We start from the raw sequence: 23,564 nt of genomic DNA, 5'->3' as shown, positions 1-23,564 counted from the left end.
AACTGCGGCCATTCACTGCTCCCAGGGCTTGCCTTTTGTGTTTTCCACCGTTCTGACGCCTATATGCATGGCCGCCTTGGCAAGAATGTTCGCGCTAACCGGGGCCGTGATTACCAGGAACAGGGTAATCAGGATCTCCGAAGTGCCCACGCCCTCTCCCGTGGCGCTGAAGTGAATCACCGAGCTGAGCATGATGGCGCCGACCCCCAGGGTTGTAGCCTTGGTCGGGCCGTGAAGGCGGGTAAAAAAGTCCGGCAGCCTGGCCAGGCCGATGGCACCAATCAGGGTAAAGGCGCTCCCGAGAAGCAACAGGGCAGAAATGATGTATTCCGCGATCATGCTCATGATCAATATCCTCCGCGACGTGATCGGTTAGGGGCAATCCTATTCAATGACACTGCCCCGCTTCAGGTATTTGGCCATGGCCACGGTTCCGACAAAGCCCATGACAGCGATAAGCAGGGCGGCTTCCAGGTACATCCGGGTCCCCAGAGTGATTCCAAGCAGGATAATCAGGGCAATGGCGTTGATGTAGAGCGTGTCCAGTGCCAGTACCCGGTCTGGTGCGTCCGGCCCCTTGATCAGCCGGTAGACATTGAGTAGGGTCGCCAGGGTGACCATGGAAATCGAGGTGTAGAGGGCGATTGTCATCATTGGAACATCTCCATCAATGGCTTCTCGTAGCGGTTGTGTATGGCGTCAATGACTTCCTGGTCGCTGGCGGCATCAAGGGCGTGGATCAGGAGGGTTTTGTTGTCATCGCTGACATCGACGCTGACGGTGCCCGGTGTGAGCGAAATGGTGCTGGCGAGGATGGTAATGGCCAGCGGCTGCTCAAGCTGAAGAGGGTAACAGACGAAAATCGGTCGCGGCTGGCGAGGGCTCAGAATCAGGCGGGCGACCGAGAAACTGGCAACGACTATGTCCTTGAGCACGACAGCCAGATACATTGGCATCCGCCAGGATTTAACGAACGCCGGCCGCTCGGGCCAGAATCCCTGAGTCAGTTGTGGGATCAACCAGGCCAGGATCAGGCCCATCACCATACTGGCGCCGGACACACCGTCGCTGAGCAACTGCCAGGTCGTGAACAGGATCAGGCTCAACCAGGGTTGCGGAAAACTCAGGCGATCAAGCATCAGTTATCCTCCCCGACCATGGGGGTCTGCAAGATTTCGAGGTAGGCATCGCTGTTATGAAGCTGTGCCGCTGTTGCGTCGGTGTACTGAGTTATTGGTCCGGCCAGGGCAACCATCACTATCGCAAGAGCGGTCAGCGCTCCGGCCGCAACAGAGATTCGGGCCTTAAGCGGGCCCGGCGTTTCCAGGTGGCCATCTATAGTCCGCCAGAAAACAACGCTTCCCGCACGGCTGTAGGCGATAACGGTCAGGAAGCTTCCGGTCAGGAGCACTGACCACAGCCAGGCCATTTCGGTTCCCGGCTCAACGGATTGCAGGATCAGCACCTTGCCAAAAAAACCGCTCAGGGGCGGCAGCCCTGCCGCAGCAACGGCACCGATCAGGAACAGAACACTCAGGAACGTGCGGTTTCGCATCCTGGGCGCAGTAACGATGCGATCAGTGGCCGTGCCCCGCTGGCTGGCCACCAGTTCAGAGACCAGGAACAGGCCGCCAACGGTCCAGGTGGTACTCAGCAGGTAGAACAGGGCAGCGGATAGACCGGCCTCGGAACCAAGTGCGACCGGAGCCAGCAAGGTGCCCACCGAAATGATGACCTGCCAGGCGACCAGGGTTTTCAGGCTGCCGGAGCCCAGAGCGCCAATGACACCCATGGCGAGGGTGGCCAGGGCAATGGGGAAGAGCCAGTCCATGCCGAGATTGGCGAGTTCGCCAGCCTTGTCGCCAAAGATCAGCAGATAGACCCGCAAAATCGCGTAAACGCCGACTTTGGTCATTACCGCGAACAGAGCGGCGACGGGAGCCGTGGCTTTCGAATAGGCTCTTGGCAGCCAGAAACACAGGGGCAGAATGGCGGCTTTCAAGCCGAATACCACCAGCAGCATCATGCCGCCAGCCTTGACGATATTCAGCCCCTCGCCGGAAACCCCGGGGATCTTGACCGCCAGATCCGCCATATTCAGGGTGCCGGTAACGCTGTAGATCATCCCGACGCTGATCAGGAACACGGCAGAACCGACCAGGTTAAGCACCACGTAATGCAGGCCCGGCACGGTTCTTACCGTTCCTCCGCCATGCATCAGCAAGCCGTAGGAAGCAATCAGGAGCACCTCGAAGGCAACGAACAGGTTGAACAGGTCGCCGGTCAGGAAGGCAATGTTCAGGCCCATCAGCTGGAACAGGAACAGGGCATGAAACTGGCGATTGCCTTCATCGGCGCCACCAATGGCGAAGATATGGCAGAACAGGGCCAGAACGGCGGTCATGGCCAGCATCAGGGCTGCAAGCCGGTCAAGCACCAGGACAATGCCAAACGGCGGCTGCCAGTTTCCGAAGGCGTATATCCGGTAACTGCCGTCGTCTGCCAGCACCAGCAGCACAATGGCCGAGACCAGTATCAGAACGGTGGTTGCCAACGCCAGCGTGCGGCGCAGGCTGATAGGTGCGTAACCCATCAACGCCTGCAGGATGCCTCCGAGCAGGGGAATCAGAACAGGAGCGGTAAGCCAGTGGTTCATTTACCGGTTACCTCCTCTTCTTCCTTGGGCGCGGGGGACTTATAGGGCTTCTGGCCATCCACATGGTCGTTCTCGTGATCCGCCAGACTTCGTAGTGACAGCACGACAACAAATGCGGTCATGGCAAAGCCGATCACAATGGCTGTGAGTACCAGCGCCTGGGGAAGCGGATCGGAATAGTTTGCTGCTGTACCGATAACAGGTTGCTGCCCCGTTGCCAGTCGGCCGCTGGCAAAAAGAAACAGGTTCACGCCGTAGGACAGCAGGGTGAGACCCATCACAACAGGGAAGGTGCGTGCCCGCATAATGAGATAAACCCCCGATGCCGTCAGGGCGCCGATAACGAGTGCAAAAACGAGCTCCATTACGCGCCCTCCTGTTTACTCTTGATGGCGGAGTGAGGTGACAGCCGGCCAACGCTCACCAGGGCCAGCAGGGTGGCTCCGATAACCGTCAGGTAGACGCCCAGATCAAAGACCAGGGCAGAGACAACTTCGAACTTCCCGACCACCGGCCAGGTAATGTAACCAAAGGTGGAGGTCAGGAACGGATAGCCGAACACAAAGCTTCCCGCGCCGGCAACGGTGGCGAACAGCAGGCCCAGGCCGATCACATTGTGATAGCGGAATGAAATCCGGTCCTGGGTCCAGATCATTCCGCTGGCAATATACTGGAGGATCAGGGCAACCGACGTGATCAGGCCGGCGATAAAGCCGCCACCCGGAAGATTGTGGCCGCGAAGGAAGATGAATACGGAAACCATCAGCGCCAGTGGCAGTATCGGGCGGGCAATCTGGCGCAGCATCAACGGATGGGCGTCCCGTGTCCACGCGTGTCCCTGGCCATCGCCTGGCGGCGGTGTCAGGGCGGTGTTCTTGAGCATGGCGTAAATGCCCAGGGCCGCGATGGCCAGAACGGTAATCTCGCCCAGGGTGTCGAAGCCACGGAAGTCCACGAGAATGATGTTAACCACGTTGGTGCCGCCAGCGCCGGGCTTGCTGTTTTCGAGGAAGAAATCCGAGATGGAGGTGAAGGGTTGTGTCAGCATCGCCAGGGTAACCAGAGTCATGCCGGTTCCCGCTGCCAGAGCAATTGCAATGTCGCGGAACCGCCGTCCGTTGGAGGTTTCGACGGGCGTCCAGGATGGCATGTAGAAAAGGGCAAGCATCAGCAGAACAATCGTGACAACTTCCACGGACAACTGCGTCATCGCGAGGTCTGGCGCCGAGAAGCGGGCGAACGCAAGGGCCACCATCAAGCCAACCACGCTCAGCAGGACCAGCGCGCAGAACCGATCCCTGTGCATGGTTGCGGTGGCCAGTGCACAGAGGATCAGCACACCGGCTGAACTAGCGGTTGGCCAGTCTACGGGGCTAAGGCCGCTCTCCCCGACAAAAATGCCAAGACTGAGGAGGGGCATGGCTGCGACGGTGATCACGCTGACGACCAGCAGCACGGCATAACGCTGGAGGGAGCCGTTTTCCACCCCTGCGGTAAACCGGTTGGCCAGGTCCACAATGCGGGAGACGACGGCTTCGAATACGGCCTTTTCATCAACTTCCCTGAACCGGGCGTGGAAGTCGAAGAAACGCTGGCGCTGGCTGTACATCAGCAAGCCGCCGGCGAAGGCCAAAAAACTCATCATCAGCGGGAGATTGAATCCGTGGAACGCCGCGAGTTGATAATCCGGGACATTGCCGCCAAATGTGGCCGACGCCGCGACGTAAAGCAGCGGGCCGACCGCAATGGTCGGAAAGATGCCGATCATGATTAAGGCAAACACGAGAATTTCCGCTGGAATCTTCATGTAACGGGGAGGCTCGTGTGGGGGGTAGATCGGAAGATCAACCGGCGTGCCGTTGAAGAAGACGTCGTGGATAAACCTTGCTGAGTAAGCCACCGTGAAAATACCCGCCAGGGTCGCTATGATCGGCGGCAACCAGGCCCAGAGCCCCGGCAGGTTCAGCGCCAGCGACTCCGCGAAGAACATTTCCTTGCTCAGGAAGCCGTTCAGCAGAGGCACCCCGGCGTTCGATGCGGCAGCAACCATGGCCAGGGTGGCCGTGTGCGGCATATAACGCCAGAGCCCGTTTATGCGGCGCATATCCCGGGTGCCGGTCTCATGGTCGATGATGCCCGCGGCCATGAACAGAGAGGCCTTGAAGGTGGCGTGGTTGATCACATGGAAAATCGCCGCAACAGCCGCAAGCTGGGTGCCCATGCCGAACAATAGGGTAATCAGTCCCAGTTGACTCACCGTTGAATAGGCCAGCAGGCCTTTGAGATCGTGTTTGAACATGGCGGTGTAGGCGCCCAGCAGCATGGTGGCCATGCCAGTAAAACTGACCATATAGAACCATTGCTCAGTCCCTGCCAGAGCAGGGTAAAGCCGGGCCAGAAGGAACACGCCGGCCTTCACCATCGTGGCCGAATGCAGGTAGGCCGAAACTGGCGTTGGTGCCTCCATGGCGTGGGGCAGCCAGAAATGGAACGGGAACTGGGCGGATTTTGTGAAAGCGCCCAGCAGAACGAGAGTGAGGGCAACCGGGTACAGGGCATGGTTCTTGATCAGGTCGCCCGCCGCCAGCACGTCGTCGAGCTCAAAACTGCCCACAATGTTGCCGATCATCAGCATGCCTGCAAGCAGGGCCAGGCCTCCGCCGCCTGTGACTGCCAGGGCCATCCGGGCGCCCCGGCGAGCGCCCTGCTTGTGGGTCCAGAAGCTGATCAGCAGGAATGAGGTCAGGCTGGTCAGCTCCCAGAAAATTATAATCAGAAGAAGGTTGCCTGAAAGCACGATCCCCAGCATGGAGCCCTTGAAACACAGCAGGAGCGTGTAGAACTTGCCGACGTTTTCGTGGGCTTTCAGGTAGTAGCGGGAGTAAAGAATGATCAGCAGCCCGATGATCAGGATCAGTAAGGCAAACAGCAACGAAAGCCCGTCGAGCCGGAAGCTGAACGAGAGCCCAAGGACCGGCAGCCATTCATAGCTGTGCAGAACCACGCCGCCATCGGCCAGTGTTTGCCAGTGAGGAAAGAGGGCTGCCAGGGCGATCAGTGCTGGCACGGACGATGCCACGGCAATCGCGGTCCGCCCACCCTGGGCGAACAGGGGAGCGGCCATGGCGCCCAGGAAAGGCAGCAAAACAACCAGCGTTAGCGACATCGCAACCTCGTTATTGGCTTTCTTTTACGTGAATATCGAAGGCGTGTTTGCCTGAGTCTAGTCTTCGGTCAGCCACCCTGCCTGATGCATTGCTGCGCCCTTACCATGGGGGTGTCAGGGTGGATCAGCAGGAAATGGGCGGGTCTGGGAAGTACGGAAGACATCCCCGATGCCGCGCGATGTCAGCGACAGCAGGTGGGAGGATAGTGCTAATGCAGCTGAAGGACCTTACGGTCATGGTTGCTCCGTCAGTGAAACTTGAAATCCGATGATACGTGGCCCGTCTGCAAGGTCAAGTCAACTTGCCATTGATCAAGGTATGCTCCGCACCTGATCGGCGGCGCGGATGTCGCCGAGGAGCTCGACGCAAAATGGACCATCCGTCAAGGTGCCGAAGTGGCGGCAGCCATCTGATACCGTCGGAAAACGGCAACAGGTGACCAGGAGTGGCAATCAATAGCCAATTGAGGCAGGTGGCTATCGAACGGATTTCAGCGCGCTTGAAATAGCCTCGGCTTCTGCTTCAAGGACCTGACAGCGCAAGCTGTTCCCCTGCTGGAGGGCGTGTTCAATCTGTTTGCGTTTCATATCATAAAGCCGGCTCAGAATGTCTGCCTGGCTTTGTCTGATCGGTGCGTTCATGGCGGACCTCCCTCTATGTACACCTGTCGGTATTCTTTACGTTACCGACCGGAACCTGGCCTTCAGGAAAATTCGATGCATAACCCGCGCCACATAGTGACCATGATTGTGACCATGATTATGTCGTAAGCGCCGGTTCCCAGGAAAAACCAGTTGTGAGAGGCTGTCTGCAACAAACAGGAGACCCAGCATGACCGACACCCTGATCGACCGCCGCGACCTGGCGTTCCAGCTCTACGAAGTTCTCGATACCGAAAACCTCACCACCCGCGAACGCTTCAGCGAACACAGCCGCGACACCTTCGATGCCGTCATCGAAACCGCCGACAAAATGGCCCGGGAAAAGTTTGCCACCCACAACAGCGCCTCCGACAAGGACGAGCCAAAGTTCGTCAACGGCCAGGTCGAAATGCTGCCGCAGGTCAAGGAAGCCTTCGACGCCTATGCCCAGGCCGGCTTCATTGCGGGGCGCTATGACTATGAGTTGGGCGGCATGCAGTTGCCAGAGTCCGTCATGGCAGCCTGCAACGGCTTCTTCACTGCGGCCAACCCAGGCACTGCCGGCTACCCGTTCCTGACCGCCGCCGCCGCCAACCTCATCCGCGTTTTTGGTGACGAGGCGCAGAAAACCACCTTCCTGCCGCACATGCTCAGCGGCCGCTCCAGCGGCACCATGGCCCTGACCGAACCCCACGCCGGATCTTCCCTGGCAGACATCCGCACCTCGGCTTCGCCCACGGATGATGGCCATTACCTGATCAAGGGCGCCAAGATCTACATCTCCGGTGGTGAGCAGTCGATCACTGACAATATCGTTCACATGGTTCTGGCCAAGGTCAAGGGCGCGCCTGCCGGCGTGAAGGGCATCTCCCTGTTCATCGTACCGAAATTCCTGGTGGATGAAGAAGGCAACCCTACCAAGCGCAATGGCGTCAGCCTCGCCGGCCTGATCCACAAACTGGGGTACCGGGGCACCACCTCCACCGCATTGAGTTTTGGTGACGACGCCCCCTGCCACGGCTACCTGGTTGGCGAACTCCATCAGGGACTGAAATACATGTTCCAGATGATGAACGAAGCCCGGGTTGGCGTTGGTTTTGGCGCTGCGGTGATCGGTTATCGCGGTTACATGCACAGCCTGGAATATGCCAAAGACCGCCTCCAAGGCCGTAAAGCCAGCGAAAAGAACCCGGAATCCCCGCAGGTGCCGATCATCGATCACGCCGATGTCCGGCGCATGTTGCTGGCCCAGAAAGCCTACAGCGAGGGTGGGCTGGCCCTGTGCCTCTATGGCGCCCGACTGATGGACGACCAACACACAAAGCCGGACAAACAGAAGCGTGTTGAGGCCGGCAAGTTGCTGGACCTGCTCACCCCGGTCATCAAAGCCTGGCCCTCTGAGTACGGTCCCAAGGCCAACGATCTGGCCATCCAGGTCTACGGCGGTGCTGGCTACACCCGGGAATACCCGGTCGAGCAGTGCTGGCGTGACAATCGCCTGAACCCGATCCACGAGGGCACTAACGGTATCCAGGCCCTGGACCTGCTCGGCCGCAAGATCTGGCAGGACCAGAGCCACGGCCTGCAACTGCTGATGCAGGAAATGCAGGTGGATCTGCAGGCGGCCACCACCGACCGCTGCCAGCAATGGGCGCTGTCCCTGAGCGAAACCCTGCAGCAGGCGGTGAAAGTCACCCAGAGCCTCGGCAAATCCCTGATGGGCGGCGAAGTCGACAAAACCCTGGCCAACGCCTCCTGCTACCTGCACCTGTTCGGCCACATCATCGTTGCCTGGATGTGGCTCCGCCAGGCCAACGCCGCAGCTCACGCTCTGGGTTCGGCTAACAGCGACGACGAGCGCAACTTCTACCAGGGCAAGCTGCAGGCGGCGCAGTATTTCTTCCATTGGGAATTGCCAACAGTGGCTCAGGACCTGGTGTTGCTGAGGAATCAGGATGACACCTGCTTCAACATGAAGTCCGAGTGGTTCTGATCTGAGGGGCGCGCCTCGCTGAAAAAAACAGACATTTTAAAAGGTAATTGAAATGGCTCTGGTTAACGTTGAAAAGAAAAATTACATCCTACTCATCGGGTTAAACCGCCCGGAAAAAATGAACGCCATGAACCGCGACATGTACCACCAGATCGCGGCGGCCTATTACCAATTGGAGAACGACCCGGATCTGCGAGTGGGGTTGTTGTACGCCGAAGGCGACCACTTCACCAGCGGCCTGCAACTGGACGACTGGGCCGGCGTGTTTGCCAACGGCAAAGGCATTGAACCCGGCGAGGGCGAACTCGATCCGTTCCACATCACCGGCGAGGGCCTCAGCAAACCCGTTGTCTTCGCCGCGCAGGGCATCTGCTTCACCTGCGGCGTTGAAATGATGCTCAACACCGACGTCCGCGTCGCGGCGAAAGGTACGCGCTTTGCCCAACTGGAAGTAAAGCGTGGCATCTTCGCCTGCGGTGGTGCCACCATCCGCCTGCAACGGGAAATCGGCTGGGCCAACGCCCAGCGTTACCTGCTGACCGGCGATGAGTGGAGCGCCGAGCAGGCGCACCAGTGGGGCCTGATTCAGGAACTGGTGGAACCCGGCGAGCAGTTCACCGTTGCGCTTGAAATCGCTGAGAAAATTGCCAAGGCAGCCCCTCTGGGTGTCCAGGGCAGTCTGAAATCCTCAAAGATCGCGGTCAGCGAAGGGCAGGAGATAGCGAAACAGCGGTTGTTCCCGGACCTTCAGCCGGTCATGGCCAGTGAAGACGTAAAAGAGGGCATTCAGTCTTTTCTGGAAAGGCGGGAAGCAGTGTTTAAAGGGAAATAGGAGCTTATTATTCATTAAGTGAGTTCTTTTTGAAACGTTCAAGCTAACCTGACACTTTCTCCAAAGTGAGAAGCGGCCGGCCGATTACTCCTTCCGGGAGTGTGCGCAGCAGGGATGCTGCGCTCAAGCCCCCATGGATGGGTTCACGGCGTCTCCCGGAAGGAGTAATCGGTTGGCTGCCTGCACAATACCAGGACGGCTGGGGCCAGAGTTGAAGCAGGCAGCGAGAATCAGGCGGCTTCGGAGTTTTCAGTATTGCGCCTGGCCTTAGCCTCGGCGGCGACCTCAGCTGCGTAGTCCGCATACTTGGCCATCAGATCCTCTTTCCGATCCGGATCCCAGTTGATCTTGCTCAGATCCCCCTCGTAGTGGTCAATCACCCGCTTATCCATGGTTTCATACCACCATTGCGGCAGGTAAGCCGGCAACAGCATCGACGCATAACCACCCGGCAACTGCGGCGCCTTCTCGAAATGCCTCAGGGCCTGGAAGCTGCGTTGTGGGTGGGCATGATGATCCGAATGCCGCTGCAACTGGTACAGGAACAGATTGGTCACAATATGATTGCTGTTCCAGCTGTGCTCCGGCTGGGTACGCTCGTACTTGCCGTTCTTGTCCTTCTGACGGAGCAGGCCATAGTGCTCAATGTAATTCACACTCTCCAGCAGGCTTGCGCCATACACCGCCTGGGCCGCCAGGAATGGTACTGCCCGTGGGCCGCAAACCAAGGTTGTCGCGCCAAAGAACCCGGCGCTCATGGCCCAGCCCTGCAACAACTCATTATCCAGGCTCCAGAAGCCCTTGCCTTTGCGGGCAAGCCGCGCCTTCTCAATCCTGATGGAGGATTTGATGCCACCCAGCACCGTACGGGGAAGGAACTTCCAGAAACTCTCGCCCATGCGGCTGCTGGCCGGATCCTCCGGTGTGGCCACCCGCTTATGGTGGCCGAAGTTGTGTTCGACAACGAAGTGGGTATACCCGGTGGGCGCCAGAGCCGCCATCGCCAACAGCTTGTTCAGTCTGTTCGATTTGTGACCCAGCTCATGGGCCGTGTTGATGCCTACGCCATTGATGGCACCAACGGTAAGCGTCAGGCCGATTTTATCGTCCAGGGGCGTATCCTTGCGGCTGGCCAGCCAGGCACCCATGAGGGTCATGGCGTACTGGGTCGGAATAAAGGCCTTCACGATCCGGTCGTAGTACTTGTCCCGTTCCAGGGTCTCCACTGCGGATTCCGGCGGGTTGCTCTGGTCCTCACCAATGGCCCTGTCCAGCGCCGGAATGATGCCGTGCACCAGAGCAGGGCCGGTCCAGGCCAGGGCTTTCAGTTTTTTGGGGGCCAGGGCGTAACCGGTCAGGGCCGCGAGCCCGATGCCCGGCAGGGCAGGGCCGAGTAACCACATATAGCGTTTCGGATCCTTCCAGTTGCCAGTGGAGCCGGATTCGGCGGGGGAAACGACATTATGCGATTCCGGGTTGTCGTGGGTCTTGGCGTTCATTGTGTTCTCCCGTTCGGTGCGCGTAATGTCAATTTATGTCGGACAATCTGGCAATGCAACGACCGTCCAGCAGAGCGGGGCAGCTTGGCGTAAAATGACAAATATCATTCTTTTGGCGAAATCCCGTTTTCTGAGCCAGACTTCGGGGAAAACAAGAATTCGACGGTAGTGAAGAATCAGCTATGCCAAATTTTCCCTCCACTCCCTCCACTACGGCTTCGTACTCAGTTCAGGGTATGCTTCAGGAGTATCTGGGCTCAGGGCAACTGACCGAGGTGGTTTACCGGGACAGCGCCGGCCAGATATGCACGGTGCACGATGTTATTCGTGAGCTTTGCAGTCGCGCAGGGCAGGATTTCCTGCTGCTCGGACGAGGCACCATGCTCCCGCTCGATCATGCCATCACCATTAATGGCCGGCTGCTGGCAGGCAGCACTGGCTAACCAAAGGGTAATCGCCGGGTAATTGCCTTTGGGCCGGGCCTCGCCGTACCCTGTTTCGCGTTGTAAATATTTATCAACAGAGGGATATGGTATGAACAAGCTCACGCTGGGTGCGCTTTTGGTGGTTCTGACACTGGGCCTTGCTGCCTGCGGTTCGGAGGACAACGAAGGCGTGGATGTCGAGCAGGCTGCGGACAACGCCGGAAACATGATGGAAGAGGCTGGCGATTCAGTCGAGGAAACCTACGAGGATGCTACTGGCCAGAACGAAAGCGTCATGGGAGAGTTACAGGAAGGAGCGGAAAACGCAGCTGAGGAGATGGGAGATGCCGCTGAGGAAGCGGGTGACAGGGTAGAGGAGGCTACTCAATAACTCTCCAATAACTCTCCGATAACTCTCCGATTTCCGCCGGCGCGCCTCTGTTTGCGCTGGCGGGTCCTGGTCATCAGCGTCCGGGGAGGAAAGTGAGTCGAATCTTTTGCGGCCAGACAACCTTAATGCCTGAGTAACACAAATGCAGGATTAACGTCATAACCAGCCCCTATCTTTTTAGCGGAGTCGATCCGGAATTCTGTTCGATGGACAGGTTGTACCGGAGTGGCAGACAACAACACCGTTGAAAGGATATGCGCTATGAATCTGGAAAGAGCGTTAATTTCCGTGGCGATCGGGCTGGCATTGTCCGCCAGTGTCGTCGCAGAGATACTACCGACCTCACAAAAGGGCAATATCTGGTTTATTAACGCCGCGGCACAGCTTCAGCAGAAGCTCTCCCTGAAGTCCTCGGATAAGGCGAAAAACGTCATTCTGTTTGTGGGCGATGGCATGGGGGTGTCCACCCTTACCGCTGCGCGCATTCTGGAAGGCCAGAGGCAGGGCAGTCCGGGCGAGGAAAATCTGCTGAGCTTTGAGAGTTTCCCCTTCACGACACTCGTGAAAACCTATAACACCGATGCCCAGGTTCCGGACTCAGCGGGCACCATGACCGCCATGATGTCTGGTTTGAAAACCGATGCGGGCGTGCTGGGCGTGGACGAGGATGTCCAGCGGGGTGATTGCAGCACGGTTGCAGGCAATGAAGTAGTAACCGCTCTGGAGCTTGCGGAAATCAAGGGTTTATCCACTGGTGTGGTCTCCACCGCACGCATTACCCACGCGACACCCGCCGCTGCCTATGCCAAATCGGCAGATCGCAACTGGGAAGACATTTCGGATATGCCTGCTGAAGCGGTTCAGGCCGGTTGCAAGGACATTGCCGATCAGCTGGTCAGTTTCGAGCAACTTCTGGAACAACGTTACGCTGGCGTGGATACCGATGGGATTGACGTGGTCATGGGCGGCGGCCGTCGCCACTTCCTGCCAAATGATGCCAGGTTCAACAGCCCGGATGCGCGATCCAGTGTCGAAGGCGACCGCACCGATGGCCGCAACCTGGTCACCGAGTGGCAGGCTCAGTATCCACAAGGCGTATACGTGTATGACAAGGCCGGTTTCGACAGCGTCAACGCCGCAACCACGTCCAGGTTGTTCGGCCTGTTCAACGAGTCGCACATGCAGTACGAGGCTGACCGTGGCAACGATGTTGCCGGTGAGCCGTCACTGAGTGAGATGACTGCCAAGGCCATTGATATTCTTGATAACAATGATAAAGGCTATCTGCTGGTCGTCGAGGCTGGCCGCGTTGACCACGCCCACCATGCCGGCAATGCGGCCAGCGCTCTGGCGGATACCATTGAACTGGCCGAAGCCGTAAAAGTGGCCGCGGATCAAACCAACCCGGAGGATACCCTGATTATTGTCACCGCTGATCACAGCCATGTGTTCACGATGGCCGGTTATCCGAAGCGGGGCAACCCGATTCTGGGCAAGGTGGTTAATGTTGGCGAGACGCAGCCGGCACTGGCCGCCGATGGCATGCCCTACACCACCCTGGGGTACGCCAACGGACTCGGTTTCCGTAATCTTGGTATGGAAACGGATTCAGACGTGGCCTACAGCCAGGCACCTAACGCCGGACGTCAGAATCTTACTGGCGTGGATACCACCACCACTGGTTATCACCAGGAGGCGCTGGTTCCGCTTGGTAGCGAGACCCATTCCGGTGAGGACGTCAGTCTGCATGCAAAAGGACCGGGTGCTCATCTGGCGCAGGGAACCATCGAACAAAGCACGGTTTTTCACCTGATCGACCAGGCTCTGGGCTTAATCGAAGAATAAGGAGCAAGGCAATGAACAAATTCTTTTACAGCGCACTGACGGCTTCAATGTTTGTCCTGACCGGGTGCACGGATGACGACGATAACAGCCCCGTGCAGCCAGCCGATGAGGCTGTGACCAGCCTTTCCTCGCAACAACTGGAAACGTCGCTGACCAACCCCTGGTTCCAGCAGGGCCAACAGGATATCGAAGCGGCGAAAGCGGCCTGGGCCGAGGTTACCGGTACCGTGGCCCCTGTCACTCAATCGGGCTCCCTGCAGGCGGCCATCGCCGATGCACGGGGCAAGGCAAAGAACGTTATCCTGTTCGTGGGCGATGGCATGGGCGTTTCAACCGTCACAGCAGCGCGTATTCTGGATGGCCAGAATCAGGGCAAGCCGGGGGAAGAGCATCAACTGAGCTTCGAGCGTTTTCCGTTCGCCGGTTTGGTTAAAACTTATAACGTAGATGCGCAAGTGCCCGACTCCGCTGGCACAATGACAGCCATGGTGTCTGGTGTAAAAACCGATGTAGGCGTGCTTGGCGTGGACGAGGACGTTAGCCGGGGCGATTGTGGTTCGGCCACGGGTAACGAGCTGATGACACTGACGGAGCTGGCGGAACTTGCTGGCAAGGCTACCGGGGTGGTATCGACTGCCCGTATCACTCACGCCACGCCGGCAGCCACCTACGCCAAGTCGGCAGATCGTAACTGGGAAGACATCTCCGATATGCCTCCCGAGGCAGTTACCGACGGCTGCCAGGATATTGCCGACCAACTGGTGAACTTTGAAGCAAACCTCGAAGCACGCACCGGCGCGGATATTGACGGCCTTGATGTGGTCATGGGCGGCGGCCGTCGCCACTTCCTGCCAAATGATGCCAGGTTCAACAGCCCGGATGCGCGATCCAGTGTCGAAGGCGACCGCACCGATGGCCGCAACCTGGTCACCGAGTGGCAGGCTCAGTATCCACAAGGCGTATACGTGTATGACAATGCCGGTTTCGACAGCGTCAACGCCGCAACCACGTCCAGGTTGTTCGGCCTGTTCAACGAGTCGCACATGCAGTACGAGGCTGACCGTGGCAATGATGTTGCCGGTGAGCCGTCACTGAGTGAGATGACTGCCAAGGCCATCGACATTCTGGATAACGATCCGGACGGGTTTTTCCTGACCGTCGAAGCGGGCCGCGTTGACCACGCCCACCACGCCGGCAGTGCCAATGGCGCCTTAACCGATACCATTGAACTGGCCGAAGCCGTAAAAGTGGCCGCGGATCAAACCAACCCGGAGGATACCCTGATTATTGTCACCGCTGATCACAGCCATGTGTTCACGATGGCCGGTTATCCCAAGCGCGGCAACCCCATTCTCGGTAAGGTGGTGAGCATTGGGGCGGAGCAGCCTGAACTGGCGTCGGATGATCTGCCATACACCACCCTGGGGTATGCCAATGGCCTCGGCATGCGCGACTATGGAAGCGAGACCGATGCGGACCGTACCTATGGCGACCCCATCAACGCCGGCCGAAAGGACCTGACCAACGTGGACACCACCACGCCGGGCTTCCACCAGGAGTCATTGGTGCCACTGGGCAGCGAGACACATGCCGGTGAGGATGTGGGCATTTATGCCAGGGGGCCGGGTGCCCATCTGGTAACGGGCACCAACGAGCAGAACATGATCTATCACATAATGGATTATGCCTCGGATATCAGCGGGGCTGCCAACCTGGCTGTGCGATAAATCCCGGGATTAATAGCTAAAAACGCGCTAAACACCGCAAGCCCGGCCCACTTGGTAACAGAGTGAGTCGGGTTTGCGGTTTTTTGTTTCAGAAACCCCTTTTCCTGCCGATAAGCCAGTTGAATACACTAAAGTATGAGTTATTAACTCACATCAATTCTTTAGTCTCCACGATGGCCTTAAATAACAAAATGTTGGCAGAAGCAACGATAAAGAAGAGGTTTCTATGGGGTTACTGGATCGGGCTTCAATACTATGGGGGGTGGCGGTTGCCGTTGTTCTTGCGATCATCAGTGCAGTGGTGGCGCCTTTGCTAGGCCTTGAACCGGCATCAATACTGGTTGGACTGGTGGTTGGCCTTGCAGCCGCCGCCGGCTTTCTGGTCATCCGGGTGCTGGAGCCTGCCGAACGCGGTCTCAGGGCTCTGGATAAGGGCACCCTGGCAGAAGATCATCCGCTCCGGGCCCATTGCCGGCAGCTGCTTTCCGATGCGAAAGCCGGGCGGGCTCTGGTGGAAACCCTCTCCGGAAGCGCGGACAGGAACGCTATTTCCGCCGCCCAGGTCTCCTTTGCCGCAGACCAGCTCAAGATCCGGCTGGACCGTCAGGTGGAAGAAACCGCCCAGATGGCCGATTACGCGGGCCAGATTACCGAGACCGTCCGGGAGTCCTCCGAGCAGGCGACCGATGCCGCCACCATGGCTCTCCAGAATAAGCAGGTCAGTACCGAGGGGCGCGAAGCGCTGGTCTCGGCCATCGATAGTGTGCGCGCGGTACACCAGCAGTCCGGTGAGAATCTCCGGCTGATCCAGGAGCTGAACGAGAAATCCAACAAGATCCAGGGCGTGACCGCCACCATTCAGGGTATTGCCGAGCAAACCAATCTGCTTGCACTCAATGCGGCCATTGAGGCCGCCCGTGCGGGTGATCAGGGCCGCGGATTTGCCGTGGTGGCGGATGAGGTGCGTCAGCTGGCGGGTCGCACGGCCCAGGCGACCGGTGAAGTGGCGGAAACCCTCGAGGAAATCCGTTCGGATACCACGCTGATTGTGTCCCGGATTGAAGACCTTGCCCGCAGTGTTGAGGCGGGGCTGACCTCCGTGGAGAGCGTGGGCGAGCGTCTGGAGCAGATCCGGGACCAGTCTGACCGGGTTCAGCAGCAGGTTGCCCGGATTGCTGAAATTGACCAGAACAACGAGCAGAGTCTGGCGCAGGTGTTCTCGGCCATTGAAACGGTACGGGACCAGATTTCCGAGAGCGATTCCAGCGTGGCATCTCTGGCAGAGCAGGCCGCCACATTGATGGAGCTGGCGGAAAAAGCCAATGCCTCCTTCGCACTGAACAGCGAGGCCAGTTATCACCGTCCGTTCTACGATCAGGCCAGGGCCGGTGCCGACCAGATTGGCCAGCTGTTCGAGCAGGCCATTCGTGACGGCAAGTTGTCAGAGAGCGCGCTGTTCGACAACAAACGAACACCCATCCCGAACACCCATCCGCCCAAGTATTCCAGTAGCTTTGACAAATTCACCGATCAATACCTGCCTGCGGTTCAGGAGCAGGTCAAGAATGCGCATGGGGCGATAGTTTTCGCCATTGCTGCTGCGCCGGATGGTTATGTGCCCACCCACAATCGGGATTTTGCCCACGCGCCGACCGGGGATCCGAAGGTGGACCTGGTCAGGAGCCGGAGCAAGCGACTGTTCAATGACCGGACCGGCATCCGTTGTGGTACGCACACCGAGAACATGCTGCTGCAAACCTACCGGCGGGACACTGGCGAGATCATGCACGATCTGTCCGTGCCTATCTACGTGAATGGTAAGCACTGGGGTGGCTTCCGTCTTGGTTACCGTCCGGACAATCACTGACCGGCCTGGCGTTTCCGGCCCGGGATGCTGTGATAGACTCCGGATAACCGTTCAACAGGAGCCTTGCCTTGACTGAGTCGGAATTTATCCCCGCCGATCCGGATCCCGCCTCCCGCAGGTCAGACCCGGCCCGTAACCTGGCCGTTGTGGTTTACATACTTCAGGCGCTGTCGTTTTTCCTGGGGGGCATCACGGGTCTGGTGGGTGTGATCATCAACTATGTCAAACTGGATGATGTGCGCAACACCTGGGTAGAACACCATTTCCGCTGGCAGATCCGCACCTTCTGGATTGGCCTGCTGTGGACGGTGATCGGCGTTGTCACCACGCCGCTGATTATCGGCTGGTTTATTCTCCTCGGCGTTTCGATCTGGATTATCTACCGGATCGTCAAAGGGGCCCTGGCACTGAATGATGGCAGGGCGCCTGTCTGAAAGGGCCGGCTGCAGGCAATCCTGCGGCTTGACAGGCGCGATCTGACCATTCAGGAAGCACTATGCTCAGCTATCTACACGCCTTCCACGCCGGAAACTTTGCCGATGTCCAGAAACATGCGGCGCTGACTCTGGCCCTGGCAATGATGCAGGCCAAGAAATCCGGCATTGCCGGCTTTGATACCCATGCCGGCAGTGCCATCTATGACTTGCGCAGTGAAAGAGCCCGGAAAACGGGCGAAGCGGACAGCGGTATCCAGAAACTCTGGAAGGCCCGGGAACAGTTGCGATCGGAGGACTGGCGGCCGGTGCTGGATGTTATGGCACAGTTCAATGCCGGAAGCGGAGAACTGACGGTTTACCCGGGGTCACCTGCCTGGTTTCGGCATTTTCTCCGGGCCGAAGATGGTCTGACCCTGTTTGAGCTCCATCCCGCTGAAGGTGAACAGCTGGCGGACTGGGCGTCTGCTGGCCGGGCCCGCGTGCTAAGGCAGGATGGCCTGGCGGGCCTTCTCAGGCAGTTACCTCCGAAGCAGCCTCGCCTGCTGGCACTGATTGATCCATCCTATGAAATCAAGTCCGATTACCGGGATGTTGCCGAAACTATGGGGAAAGCGTGGCAAAAGTGCCGGCATGGGGTCTATCTTGTCTGGTATCCGGTACTGACCAGTGGTCTTCACGAGCAGTTGAAAGACGCTGTCAGGGCCACCGCTGTCCGTAAGGTGCTGTGCAGTGAGGTGCATCTGCGAACGCCACCGGAGCGGGGCATGACAGGCTCTGGGCTTCTGGTGATTAATCCGCCCTGGGGATTTGATACCCGGTTGTCGGCGATGATGAATGATATTGCCGGTCCCGATGCCCTGAATCTGTCTCATGGAGTCGGGTGGCTGGTGCCTGAATAGCCCGGCCGGTTGAGCTGAAGGACCCGTTCCGCTTTATCTACGAATTAACGGCTTCGAACTCCTCAATCAGCTGAAGCAGCTTTTCCAGGATTTTCTGCCCACTTTCTCCGGTGCGTTCCAGATAAATGTCCCGCACCGGCCTGCTCGCCTCACGAAAAGCCTTCCGTTCCGCATCGGTGAGCCGAACAACGCTCAGTTGACCCTCTTCCAGCATTTTCTCAAGCCGTGTCTGATTGAGCTCTTCCTGGGTTTTCCAGGCAATTTCCGCGACATCTTTCAGGGCGTTGTCCAGCCATTGTTTCTGGTTTTCCGGTAATGAGTCGTACCACTCCAGATTTGAGATAACCGACGAGACAAACTGTGCGGGCCGTGCAAGGGTCAGCGTACTCTGGACTTCATGGAAATCCATTTCCTCAATCGCAAAAACGGGATTGCCCTGGCCATCAATCTTCCGGAGCTGGAGATCACTGTATACCTGCGAATAGGGAATCTGGCTGGGTTCGGCACCGTAAGCGCGATAGGCTTCTTCGGCCATATTGGAGGTCATGGTTCGGATCCGGAGTCCCTGGAAATCTTCCGGGGTGCGCAGAGCCTTATCCGCCGTCCAGGCCATCCAGCCTTCCGGAACGAAGCCCAGCAATTTCATGTTCTGGCGCGCGTAGGGCTGCTCAAACAGACCGGTCAGTTCCGGGCTTGCCAGCAGTTGCCGGGTGATTTGGGAGTCTTCGGGCAGAATAAAGTGCAGGGTGAAGATGCCCGCTTCCGGCACCTTGTCGGCCAGGTGCCCGGGTGAGGCGAAAGCGAGGTTTACCGAACCGTTCCGGACCAGTTCGGTGAGCTGGGTCGAGGTTCCGAGGGAGCCGTAAGGGAAGATGTCTATCAGAATCCTGCCGTCGGAACGCTCCTCAATGCGCTCTTTCAGGGCCTCGGCGTAGGCATGCTGAACACTGCCCTCAATCTCTTCCAGGGCAAACCGCCAGGTGACGGGATACTCGGGCGGCTCTGGGGTTCCGGCCGTGCTGTCCCCGTTGCCGGCATTCTGGTTGTCCGAGCATCCGGCCAACGCCAATACCAAGGCGGCGCACAGTGGCCAAAACCTGAAACGGAACGTGTGCATAACGGGAACTCCAGTTCTCTCGGTCCTTGTTTGATATCGATATACAAGGTAACACAAGAACACCCGCGGTCGTGGGTAACAGGGTGCGATTGGATTACACTGTCGCCCAAAACGATTCAGGGACTATGGGAGTGACTCGATGGAGCTTCAGTTGCCGGCCGGAGGCGGGGAATGACGAACCAGAAACAGGCCATGCTGTATGGCCTTGGCACGGTACTGTTGTGGTCAACGGTAGCAACGGCGTTCAAGCTTTCCCTGCGGGAGATGGCACCCCTCCAGATGCTGCTGGTTGCGAGTAGTGCGTCGGTTTTGGTGATGGCGTTAATCCTGATGCTCCAGGGCCGTTGGCATCTGGCGTTTTCCCTGAGCCGGAAGCAGTACGCCCAGTCCTTTGGTATGGGCCTGATCAATCCCTGCCTTTACTACCTGGTGCTGTTCGGAGCCTTTGATCGCCTGCCCGCTCAGGAAGCGCAACCGCTGAACTATACCTGGGCACTGGTGCTGGCCTATCTGTCCGTTCCCTTCCTGGGCCAGCGGCTGCGCAAGCTGGATATTCTGGCGGGCCTTGTCTGTTACGCCGGAGTGGTGGTAATCGCAACCCGTGGCGCCATCTCAACCCTGGGCTTTTCCGATCCTGTCGGGGTGTCTCTTGCCCTGGGCAGTACCGTGATCTGGGCGTCCTACTGGATTATTGCCACGCGGGATACCCGTGATCCGGTGGTTGGGCTGTTTCTGAACTTTTTGTTCGGGCTGCCGGTCATTTTTCTGATCTGCTGGTGGGCCGAAGGCTTGTCTTTTGTTTATGTTACCTCTGGTACGTCGCTTGTGGCGGCGGTCTATGTCGGTGTATTCGAGATGGGCGTTGCCTTTGTTCTATGGTCCTACGCCATGAAAAAGGCGGAAAACACGTCAAAAGTCAGTAACCTTATCTTCATTTCTCCGTTCCTGTCCCTGGTTTTCATCCATTTCATACTGGGCGAGCAGATTCTGCCCTCAACCTACATCGGGCTTGTTCTGATTATGGCAGGTCTCTGGCTTCAGCAGAAAAAGCTCAAAGCCCGGGAGGAGGCCCTTGCCCATGGCGGCTAACTGGTTCGTTTACATGGTACGGACTGCCCGGGGCGCGCTGTATACGGGCATCACCACTGACGTGGCCCGACGTTTCCAGGAGCACCAGGCAGGCGCCCCGAAGGGCGCCCGGAGTCTGCGGGGGAAAGGGCCGCTTGAGCTGGTGTTCAGCTCTGCCGCCGGAGACCGAAGCCGGGCTTCAAAGCTGGAGTGGCATATCAAGCAATGGTCCCGGCCACGGAAAGAGGCGCTTGCCCGGGGCGAGCTCAGTCTGCCAGATGACGTCTGATGTGTTCCCCGGCGGTTTCCATGGCAGCGGTTGCGCGATCAAGCTGGCCGCTGTGCACCTGGAACACATGCCACAGGTTGTTGAAGACCTCGAGCCGGGTTTGCACATTATCCCGGTTCGCAGCGTCGGCCAGGCGTTCGGCATCGTTCAGCAGGATTTCCTGGCTGCCTACCTGAATCAGTAAAGGGGGCAGACCGCTCAGGTCACCAAAAATTGGTGAAATAAGTGGGTTGGTCAGGGATTCCTGACCGGCATACAGCCTGGCAGCCTTGCTGGTCCAGCGTGCCTGGAGTACCGGCTCGCATTCCGGCGCATAGAGCTGTTCCTGGGTCAGGTCCACCCAGGGCGAAAACACGGTCAGTGACGCCGGCACTGGCAGCCCCTTGTCGCGCAGGCGCATGGCGAGCGCAATCGACAGGCCACCACCGGCGGAATCGCCGGCGACGGCGATCTGCTCCGGTTTGTAACCCTCTTCAAGCAGGCCATTCCAGCAGGCTTCGGCGTCATCCAGAGCGGCGGGGAAGGGATTTTCGGGCGCCAGCCGGTAATCCGGCGTAACGACAGAGCAGCCGCTGGTTTTGGCCAGGTGCCCGGTTATTCCCCGGTGGGTGCTGGAGGAGCCGATGATATAGCCTCCACCGTGCAGATAGAGAACCGTACCCCGCAGGCCCTGGCCGAAGGAGGTGCGGGTTGCCGGCACGCCGCCAGGGGATGCGCCCTGAAACCGGGTGCCCCGCGGCGGTATTGAGCTCCGGTAAGCCTGGCGGATAACTCTTCTCTGAAATGACACCGGAATGGCCGGATGGAGCACCGGTTTAACCAGACGATTCATGGTCTGGCGCAACGTGGTCTCGAGAAGCTGCTGCAACATCTGTGTCTTTCCCCCGCTATGGGTTAGGCCCGCTATAGGTTAGGATTGAGAGCCGAAAACGTATAACTCATCCATGACAGGCGTTTAACTCTACGTGTACTGGAAAACAGATACCATAGAAATACCGGATTGGGACAGACACTCGCTTCTGGACAGGCTCGAACCATTTGATCCCGCTCATTCACGGGAACTGCGTGAGGAGATGGTCGCCTACTGCCGTTTTTACGGCCTTGATCTCTGGGTCGAGCATCCGGAGGTAAATTATCACCAGGGCTATATCAAGGCGGGTGGTCACGAGGTTATGGTGCACTATTTCCGGCTCCCGGACGCGAAACCGGGTCGGGGCACGGTGTTTATCCTGCACGGTTACTTCGATCATGTCGGGCTCTACAGCCAGTTGATTGAACGGTGCATTGGCGCGGGATTTGATGTGCTGGCTTACGATCAGCCTGGCCATGGCCTGTCCAGTGGCACACCGGCGGCGATTGACAGCTTTCTGGAGTATCAGGGGGTTCTGGCAGACGTTTTGGCGCGGGCCAGGGGCAAGGTCCGTGAGCCGTGGTTTGCGGTCGGGCAGAGCACCGGTGGTGCGATCCTGATCGACTACCTGTTATCCAACAAGCACGATCAGGCCTCATCCGATTTCCGCAAAGTGGTCTTGCTGGCGCCGCTGATACGGCCTATGGGCTGGCTCGGAGCCAAAACGCTCCACAGTCTGGTAAAACCCTTTATAACCCGCTGGCGCCGGGTGTTTGCCGAGAACAGCGGCAACACCCGGTTCCTTCGATTTCTGCGGGAACACGATCCGCTCCAGGCCCGCGCCGTCCATGTGGACTGGGTGAGTGCCCTTCGGAGATGGGTTCCGCACATCGAATCCGCCAGGCCAGTCGATTTTCCGGTGACGGTGGTGCAGGGTGAAAAGGATCTCACTGTAGACTGGCAGCACAATCTGCGCATTATCCGGAATAAATTTTCATCAGTAGAGGAACTGAGAATCCCTGACGGACGTCATCATCTTGTGAACGAAGCTCAGGGTTTGCAGGCAACGGTATTCAATACCATTATTGATACATTCACGAACTCGGAGCAGGCGTCCGCTAAAGGGCCTGCTGAAGTGATCAGGCACAGGAGAAAGCTGTGAAGAAGACGATTCTTGCGTTTGCGGTGGCAACTTTCGGTCTCGCAGGTTGTATGACCTACGACCCGTACACCGGCGGGGAAAAGACATCGAGTGCGACCAAGGGCAGTATTATTGGCGCCATTGGCGGCGCAGCCATTGGCGCCGCAACCTCCAGCAAGAGTGACCGCGGCAAAGGTGCGCTGATCGGCGCAGCCGGCGGAGCGGCCATCGGTGGCGGTATCGGTTATTACATGGACAAGCAGGAAGCCGAGCTGCGTCGGAAGCTGGAAGGCACCGGTGTTCGCGTGGTACGAAATGGCGATCAGATCGAGCTGGTGATGCCGGGTAATATCACCTTCGATCTGAATGAGTCCAGCATCAAGCCCGCGTTCAGCGGCACCCTGGAGTCTGTGGCTCTGGTCCTGAAGGAATACGACAAGACCATCATTCAGATTGAGGGGCACACTGACAGCTCGGGCTCCGACAGCTACAACCAGCTGCTCAGTGAGCGTCGTGCCTCATCCGTCAGGGATTTCCTGCTGAATCAGGGTATTGCGCCCAAGCGCACCCGCGCCGTCGGTTATGGGGAGCGGTATCCGGTTGCTTCCAACGATACGGCTGCCGGTCGTGAGCAGAACCGCCGCGTTGAGCTGACGCTGGTTCCGATGCAATAAGCCTGGCCCTCAAAACCAGAAAAACCGGAGCGATTGCTCCGGTTTT

23 protein-coding genes are annotated in these 23,564 nt (G+C 58.4%); 13 read left to right on the top strand and 10 right to left on the bottom strand.

Going from position 1 to position 23,564, the window contains the following annotated elements:
• Positions 1-12 precede the first annotated feature (12 nt).
• The 7 genes from QPL96_RS01670 to QPL96_RS01640 all read right to left on the bottom strand — a co-directional run bounded on the left by QPL96_RS01670 (position 13) and on the right by QPL96_RS01640 (position 6,464).
• Positions 13-345, bottom strand: a complete 333-nt coding sequence (locus QPL96_RS01670) for a Na+/H+ antiporter subunit G (RefSeq protein WP_303285135.1) — start codon at positions 343-345, stop codon at positions 13-15.
• Positions 346-384: 39 nt separating this feature from the next.
• The gene (locus QPL96_RS01665; RefSeq protein ID WP_303285133.1) at positions 385-654 is read right to left on the bottom strand and encodes a K+/H+ antiporter subunit F; all 270 of its coding nucleotides are present in this window, start codon (positions 652-654) and stop codon (positions 385-387) included.
• Positions 651-1,139: a Na+/H+ antiporter subunit E gene (locus QPL96_RS01660; protein WP_303285132.1), complete on the bottom strand. Its 489-nt coding sequence runs from the start codon at positions 1,137-1,139 to the stop codon at positions 651-653. The genes QPL96_RS01665 and QPL96_RS01660 overlap by 4 nt, the downstream gene beginning before the upstream one ends.
• Complete coding sequence (locus QPL96_RS01655; RefSeq protein ID WP_303285131.1) at positions 1,139-2,656, bottom strand: monovalent cation/H+ antiporter subunit D; 1,518 nt, start codon at positions 2,654-2,656, stop codon at positions 1,139-1,141. The genes QPL96_RS01660 and QPL96_RS01655 overlap by 1 nt, the downstream gene beginning before the upstream one ends.
• Positions 2,653-3,021, bottom strand: a complete 369-nt coding sequence (locus tag QPL96_RS01650; RefSeq protein WP_303285130.1) for a Na+/H+ antiporter subunit C — start codon at positions 3,019-3,021, stop codon at positions 2,653-2,655. Before QPL96_RS01650 ends, QPL96_RS01655 begins: the two co-directional genes overlap by 4 nt.
• Positions 3,021-5,822, bottom strand: coding sequence for a monovalent cation/H+ antiporter subunit A (locus QPL96_RS01645; protein ID WP_303285129.1), 2,802 nt, complete (start codon positions 5,820-5,822; stop codon positions 3,021-3,023). The genes QPL96_RS01650 and QPL96_RS01645 overlap by 1 nt, the downstream gene beginning before the upstream one ends.
• A 477-nt stretch (positions 5,823-6,299) precedes the next feature.
• Complete coding sequence (locus QPL96_RS01640; RefSeq protein ID WP_303285128.1) at positions 6,300-6,464, bottom strand: hypothetical protein; 165 nt, start codon at positions 6,462-6,464, stop codon at positions 6,300-6,302.
• 190 nt (positions 6,465-6,654) lie between these two features.
• Here QPL96_RS01640 and QPL96_RS01635 point away from each other — a divergent pair, with 190 nt between their 5' ends.
• Together QPL96_RS01635 and QPL96_RS01630 are read left to right on the top strand one after the other, a co-directional pair.
• Positions 6,655-8,457: an acyl-CoA dehydrogenase gene (locus tag QPL96_RS01635; RefSeq protein WP_303285126.1), complete on the top strand. Its 1,803-nt coding sequence runs from the start codon at positions 6,655-6,657 to the stop codon at positions 8,455-8,457.
• Positions 8,458-8,509: 52 nt separating this feature from the next.
• Entirely contained in the window at positions 8,510-9,289 is a 780-nt protein-coding gene (locus QPL96_RS01630) for a crotonase/enoyl-CoA hydratase family protein (RefSeq protein ID WP_303285125.1), read from the top strand.
• Positions 9,290-9,519: 230 nt separating this feature from the next.
• On the opposite strand, the gene QPL96_RS01625 is transcribed toward QPL96_RS01630, so the two are convergent.
• A complete protein-coding gene (locus QPL96_RS01625) occupies positions 9,520-10,788 on the bottom strand; it encodes an alkane 1-monooxygenase (RefSeq protein WP_303285124.1) in 1,269 nt (422 codons plus the stop codon).
• A gap of 182 nt (positions 10,789-10,970) precedes the next feature.
• Here QPL96_RS01625 and QPL96_RS01620 point away from each other — a divergent pair, with 182 nt between their 5' ends.
• From QPL96_RS01620 to QPL96_RS01590, 7 genes are all read left to right on the top strand, one after another.
• Positions 10,971-11,231, top strand: coding sequence for a hypothetical protein (locus QPL96_RS01620; RefSeq protein ID WP_303285123.1), 261 nt, complete (start codon positions 10,971-10,973; stop codon positions 11,229-11,231).
• A 91-nt stretch (positions 11,232-11,322) separates the two neighbouring features.
• The gene (locus QPL96_RS01615) at positions 11,323-11,604 is read left to right on the top strand and encodes a hypothetical protein (RefSeq protein ID WP_008174002.1); all 282 of its coding nucleotides are present in this window, start codon (positions 11,323-11,325) and stop codon (positions 11,602-11,604) included.
• A 261-nt stretch (positions 11,605-11,865) separates the two neighbouring features.
• Complete coding sequence (locus tag QPL96_RS01610; RefSeq protein ID WP_303285122.1) at positions 11,866-13,449, top strand: alkaline phosphatase; 1,584 nt, start codon at positions 11,866-11,868, stop codon at positions 13,447-13,449.
• A gap of 11 nt (positions 13,450-13,460) precedes the next feature.
• Positions 13,461-15,176, top strand: coding sequence for an alkaline phosphatase (locus QPL96_RS01605; protein WP_303285121.1), 1,716 nt, complete (start codon positions 13,461-13,463; stop codon positions 15,174-15,176).
• A gap of 226 nt (positions 15,177-15,402) precedes the next feature.
• Complete coding sequence (locus QPL96_RS01600; protein WP_303285120.1) at positions 15,403-17,043, top strand: methyl-accepting chemotaxis protein; 1,641 nt, start codon at positions 15,403-15,405, stop codon at positions 17,041-17,043.
• A gap of 68 nt (positions 17,044-17,111) precedes the next feature.
• The gene (locus QPL96_RS01595) at positions 17,112-17,477 is read left to right on the top strand and encodes a hypothetical protein (protein WP_303285119.1); all 366 of its coding nucleotides are present in this window, start codon (positions 17,112-17,114) and stop codon (positions 17,475-17,477) included.
• 62 nt (positions 17,478-17,539) lie between these two features.
• Complete coding sequence (locus tag QPL96_RS01590; RefSeq protein ID WP_303285117.1) at positions 17,540-18,379, top strand: 23S rRNA (adenine(2030)-N(6))-methyltransferase RlmJ; 840 nt, start codon at positions 17,540-17,542, stop codon at positions 18,377-18,379.
• A 37-nt stretch (positions 18,380-18,416) separates the two neighbouring features.
• Here the strand turns inward: QPL96_RS01590 and dctP are convergent, their stop codons facing one another.
• The gene (gene dctP, locus QPL96_RS01585; RefSeq protein ID WP_303285116.1) at positions 18,417-19,496 is read right to left on the bottom strand and encodes a TRAP transporter substrate-binding protein DctP; all 1,080 of its coding nucleotides are present in this window, start codon (positions 19,494-19,496) and stop codon (positions 18,417-18,419) included.
• 171 nt (positions 19,497-19,667) lie between these two features.
• On the opposite strand from dctP, the gene QPL96_RS01580 reads away from it, so the two are divergent.
• On the top strand, positions 19,668-20,585 hold the full coding sequence (locus QPL96_RS01580; RefSeq protein WP_303285115.1) for a DMT family transporter: 918 nt from the start codon (positions 19,668-19,670) through the stop codon (positions 20,583-20,585).
• Entirely contained in the window at positions 20,575-20,853 is a 279-nt protein-coding gene (locus QPL96_RS01575) for a GIY-YIG nuclease family protein (RefSeq protein WP_303285114.1), read from the top strand. The genes QPL96_RS01580 and QPL96_RS01575 overlap by 11 nt, the downstream gene beginning before the upstream one ends.
• Here QPL96_RS01575 and QPL96_RS01570 read toward each other — a convergent pair.
• The gene (locus tag QPL96_RS01570; RefSeq protein WP_303285112.1) at positions 20,831-21,724 is read right to left on the bottom strand and encodes an alpha/beta hydrolase; all 894 of its coding nucleotides are present in this window, start codon (positions 21,722-21,724) and stop codon (positions 20,831-20,833) included. The genes QPL96_RS01575 and QPL96_RS01570 overlap by 23 nt on opposite strands.
• Before the next feature lie 94 nt (positions 21,725-21,818).
• Here QPL96_RS01570 and QPL96_RS01565 point away from each other — a divergent pair, with 94 nt between their 5' ends.
• Both QPL96_RS01565 and QPL96_RS01560 read left to right on the top strand, forming a co-directional pair.
• Positions 21,819-22,865, top strand: coding sequence for an alpha/beta hydrolase (locus tag QPL96_RS01565; protein ID WP_303285110.1), 1,047 nt, complete (start codon positions 21,819-21,821; stop codon positions 22,863-22,865).
• Entirely contained in the window at positions 22,862-23,518 is a 657-nt protein-coding gene (locus tag QPL96_RS01560) for an OmpA family protein (protein WP_303285107.1), read from the top strand. The genes QPL96_RS01565 and QPL96_RS01560 overlap by 4 nt, the downstream gene beginning before the upstream one ends.
• Positions 23,519-23,564: the final 46 nt, after the last annotated feature.

The sequence above is a fragment of the Marinobacter sp. SS8-8 genome, assembly GCF_030540945.1.
Classification (GTDB): domain Bacteria; phylum Pseudomonadota; class Gammaproteobacteria; order Pseudomonadales; family Oleiphilaceae; genus Marinobacter.
This window is presented reverse-complemented; position numbering and strand designations above follow the sequence as displayed.

Bases quoted from the DNA above. Each gene is read 5' to 3' on its own strand.
- QPL96_RS01605 (WP_303285121.1), top strand. From the start codon at position 13,461: ATGAACAAATTCTTTTACAGCGCACTGACGGCTTCAATGTTTGTCCTG.
- QPL96_RS01580 (WP_303285115.1), top strand. From the start codon at position 19,668: ATGACGAACCAGAAACAGGCCATGCTGTATGGCCTTGGCACGGTACTG.
- QPL96_RS01665 (WP_303285133.1), bottom strand. From the start codon at position 654: ATGATGACAATCGCCCTCTACACCTCGATTTCCATGGTCACCCTGGCG.
- QPL96_RS01570 (WP_303285112.1), bottom strand. From the start codon at position 21,724: ATGTTGCAGCAGCTTCTCGAGACCACGTTGCGCCAGACCATGAATCGT.
- QPL96_RS01635 (WP_303285126.1), top strand. From the start codon at position 6,655: ATGACCGACACCCTGATCGACCGCCGCGACCTGGCGTTCCAGCTCTAC.
- QPL96_RS01655 (WP_303285131.1), bottom strand. From the start codon at position 2,656: ATGAACCACTGGCTTACCGCTCCTGTTCTGATTCCCCTGCTCGGAGGC.
- QPL96_RS01600 (WP_303285120.1), top strand. From the start codon at position 15,403: ATGGGGTTACTGGATCGGGCTTCAATACTATGGGGGGTGGCGGTTGCC.
- QPL96_RS01590 (WP_303285117.1), top strand. From the start codon at position 17,540: ATGCTCAGCTATCTACACGCCTTCCACGCCGGAAACTTTGCCGATGTC.
- QPL96_RS01610 (WP_303285122.1), top strand. From the start codon at position 11,866: ATGAATCTGGAAAGAGCGTTAATTTCCGTGGCGATCGGGCTGGCATTG.
- QPL96_RS01650 (WP_303285130.1), bottom strand. From the start codon at position 3,021: ATGGAGCTCGTTTTTGCACTCGTTATCGGCGCCCTGACGGCATCGGGG.
- QPL96_RS01630 (WP_303285125.1), top strand. From the start codon at position 8,510: ATGGCTCTGGTTAACGTTGAAAAGAAAAATTACATCCTACTCATCGGG.
- QPL96_RS01645 (WP_303285129.1), bottom strand. From the start codon at position 5,822: ATGTCGCTAACGCTGGTTGTTTTGCTGCCTTTCCTGGGCGCCATGGCC.
- QPL96_RS01670 (WP_303285135.1), bottom strand. From the start codon at position 345: ATGAGCATGATCGCGGAATACATCATTTCTGCCCTGTTGCTTCTCGGG.
- QPL96_RS01620 (WP_303285123.1), top strand. From the start codon at position 10,971: ATGCCAAATTTTCCCTCCACTCCCTCCACTACGGCTTCGTACTCAGTT.
- QPL96_RS01640 (WP_303285128.1), bottom strand. From the start codon at position 6,464: ATGAACGCACCGATCAGACAAAGCCAGGCAGACATTCTGAGCCGGCTT.
- QPL96_RS01660 (WP_303285132.1), bottom strand. From the start codon at position 1,139: ATGCTTGATCGCCTGAGTTTTCCGCAACCCTGGTTGAGCCTGATCCTG.
- dctP (WP_303285116.1), bottom strand. From the start codon at position 19,496: ATGCACACGTTCCGTTTCAGGTTTTGGCCACTGTGCGCCGCCTTGGTA.
- QPL96_RS01625 (WP_303285124.1), bottom strand. From the start codon at position 10,788: ATGAACGCCAAGACCCACGACAACCCGGAATCGCATAATGTCGTTTCC.
- QPL96_RS01615 (WP_008174002.1), top strand. From the start codon at position 11,323: ATGAACAAGCTCACGCTGGGTGCGCTTTTGGTGGTTCTGACACTGGGC.
- QPL96_RS01575 (WP_303285114.1), top strand. From the start codon at position 20,575: ATGGCGGCTAACTGGTTCGTTTACATGGTACGGACTGCCCGGGGCGCG.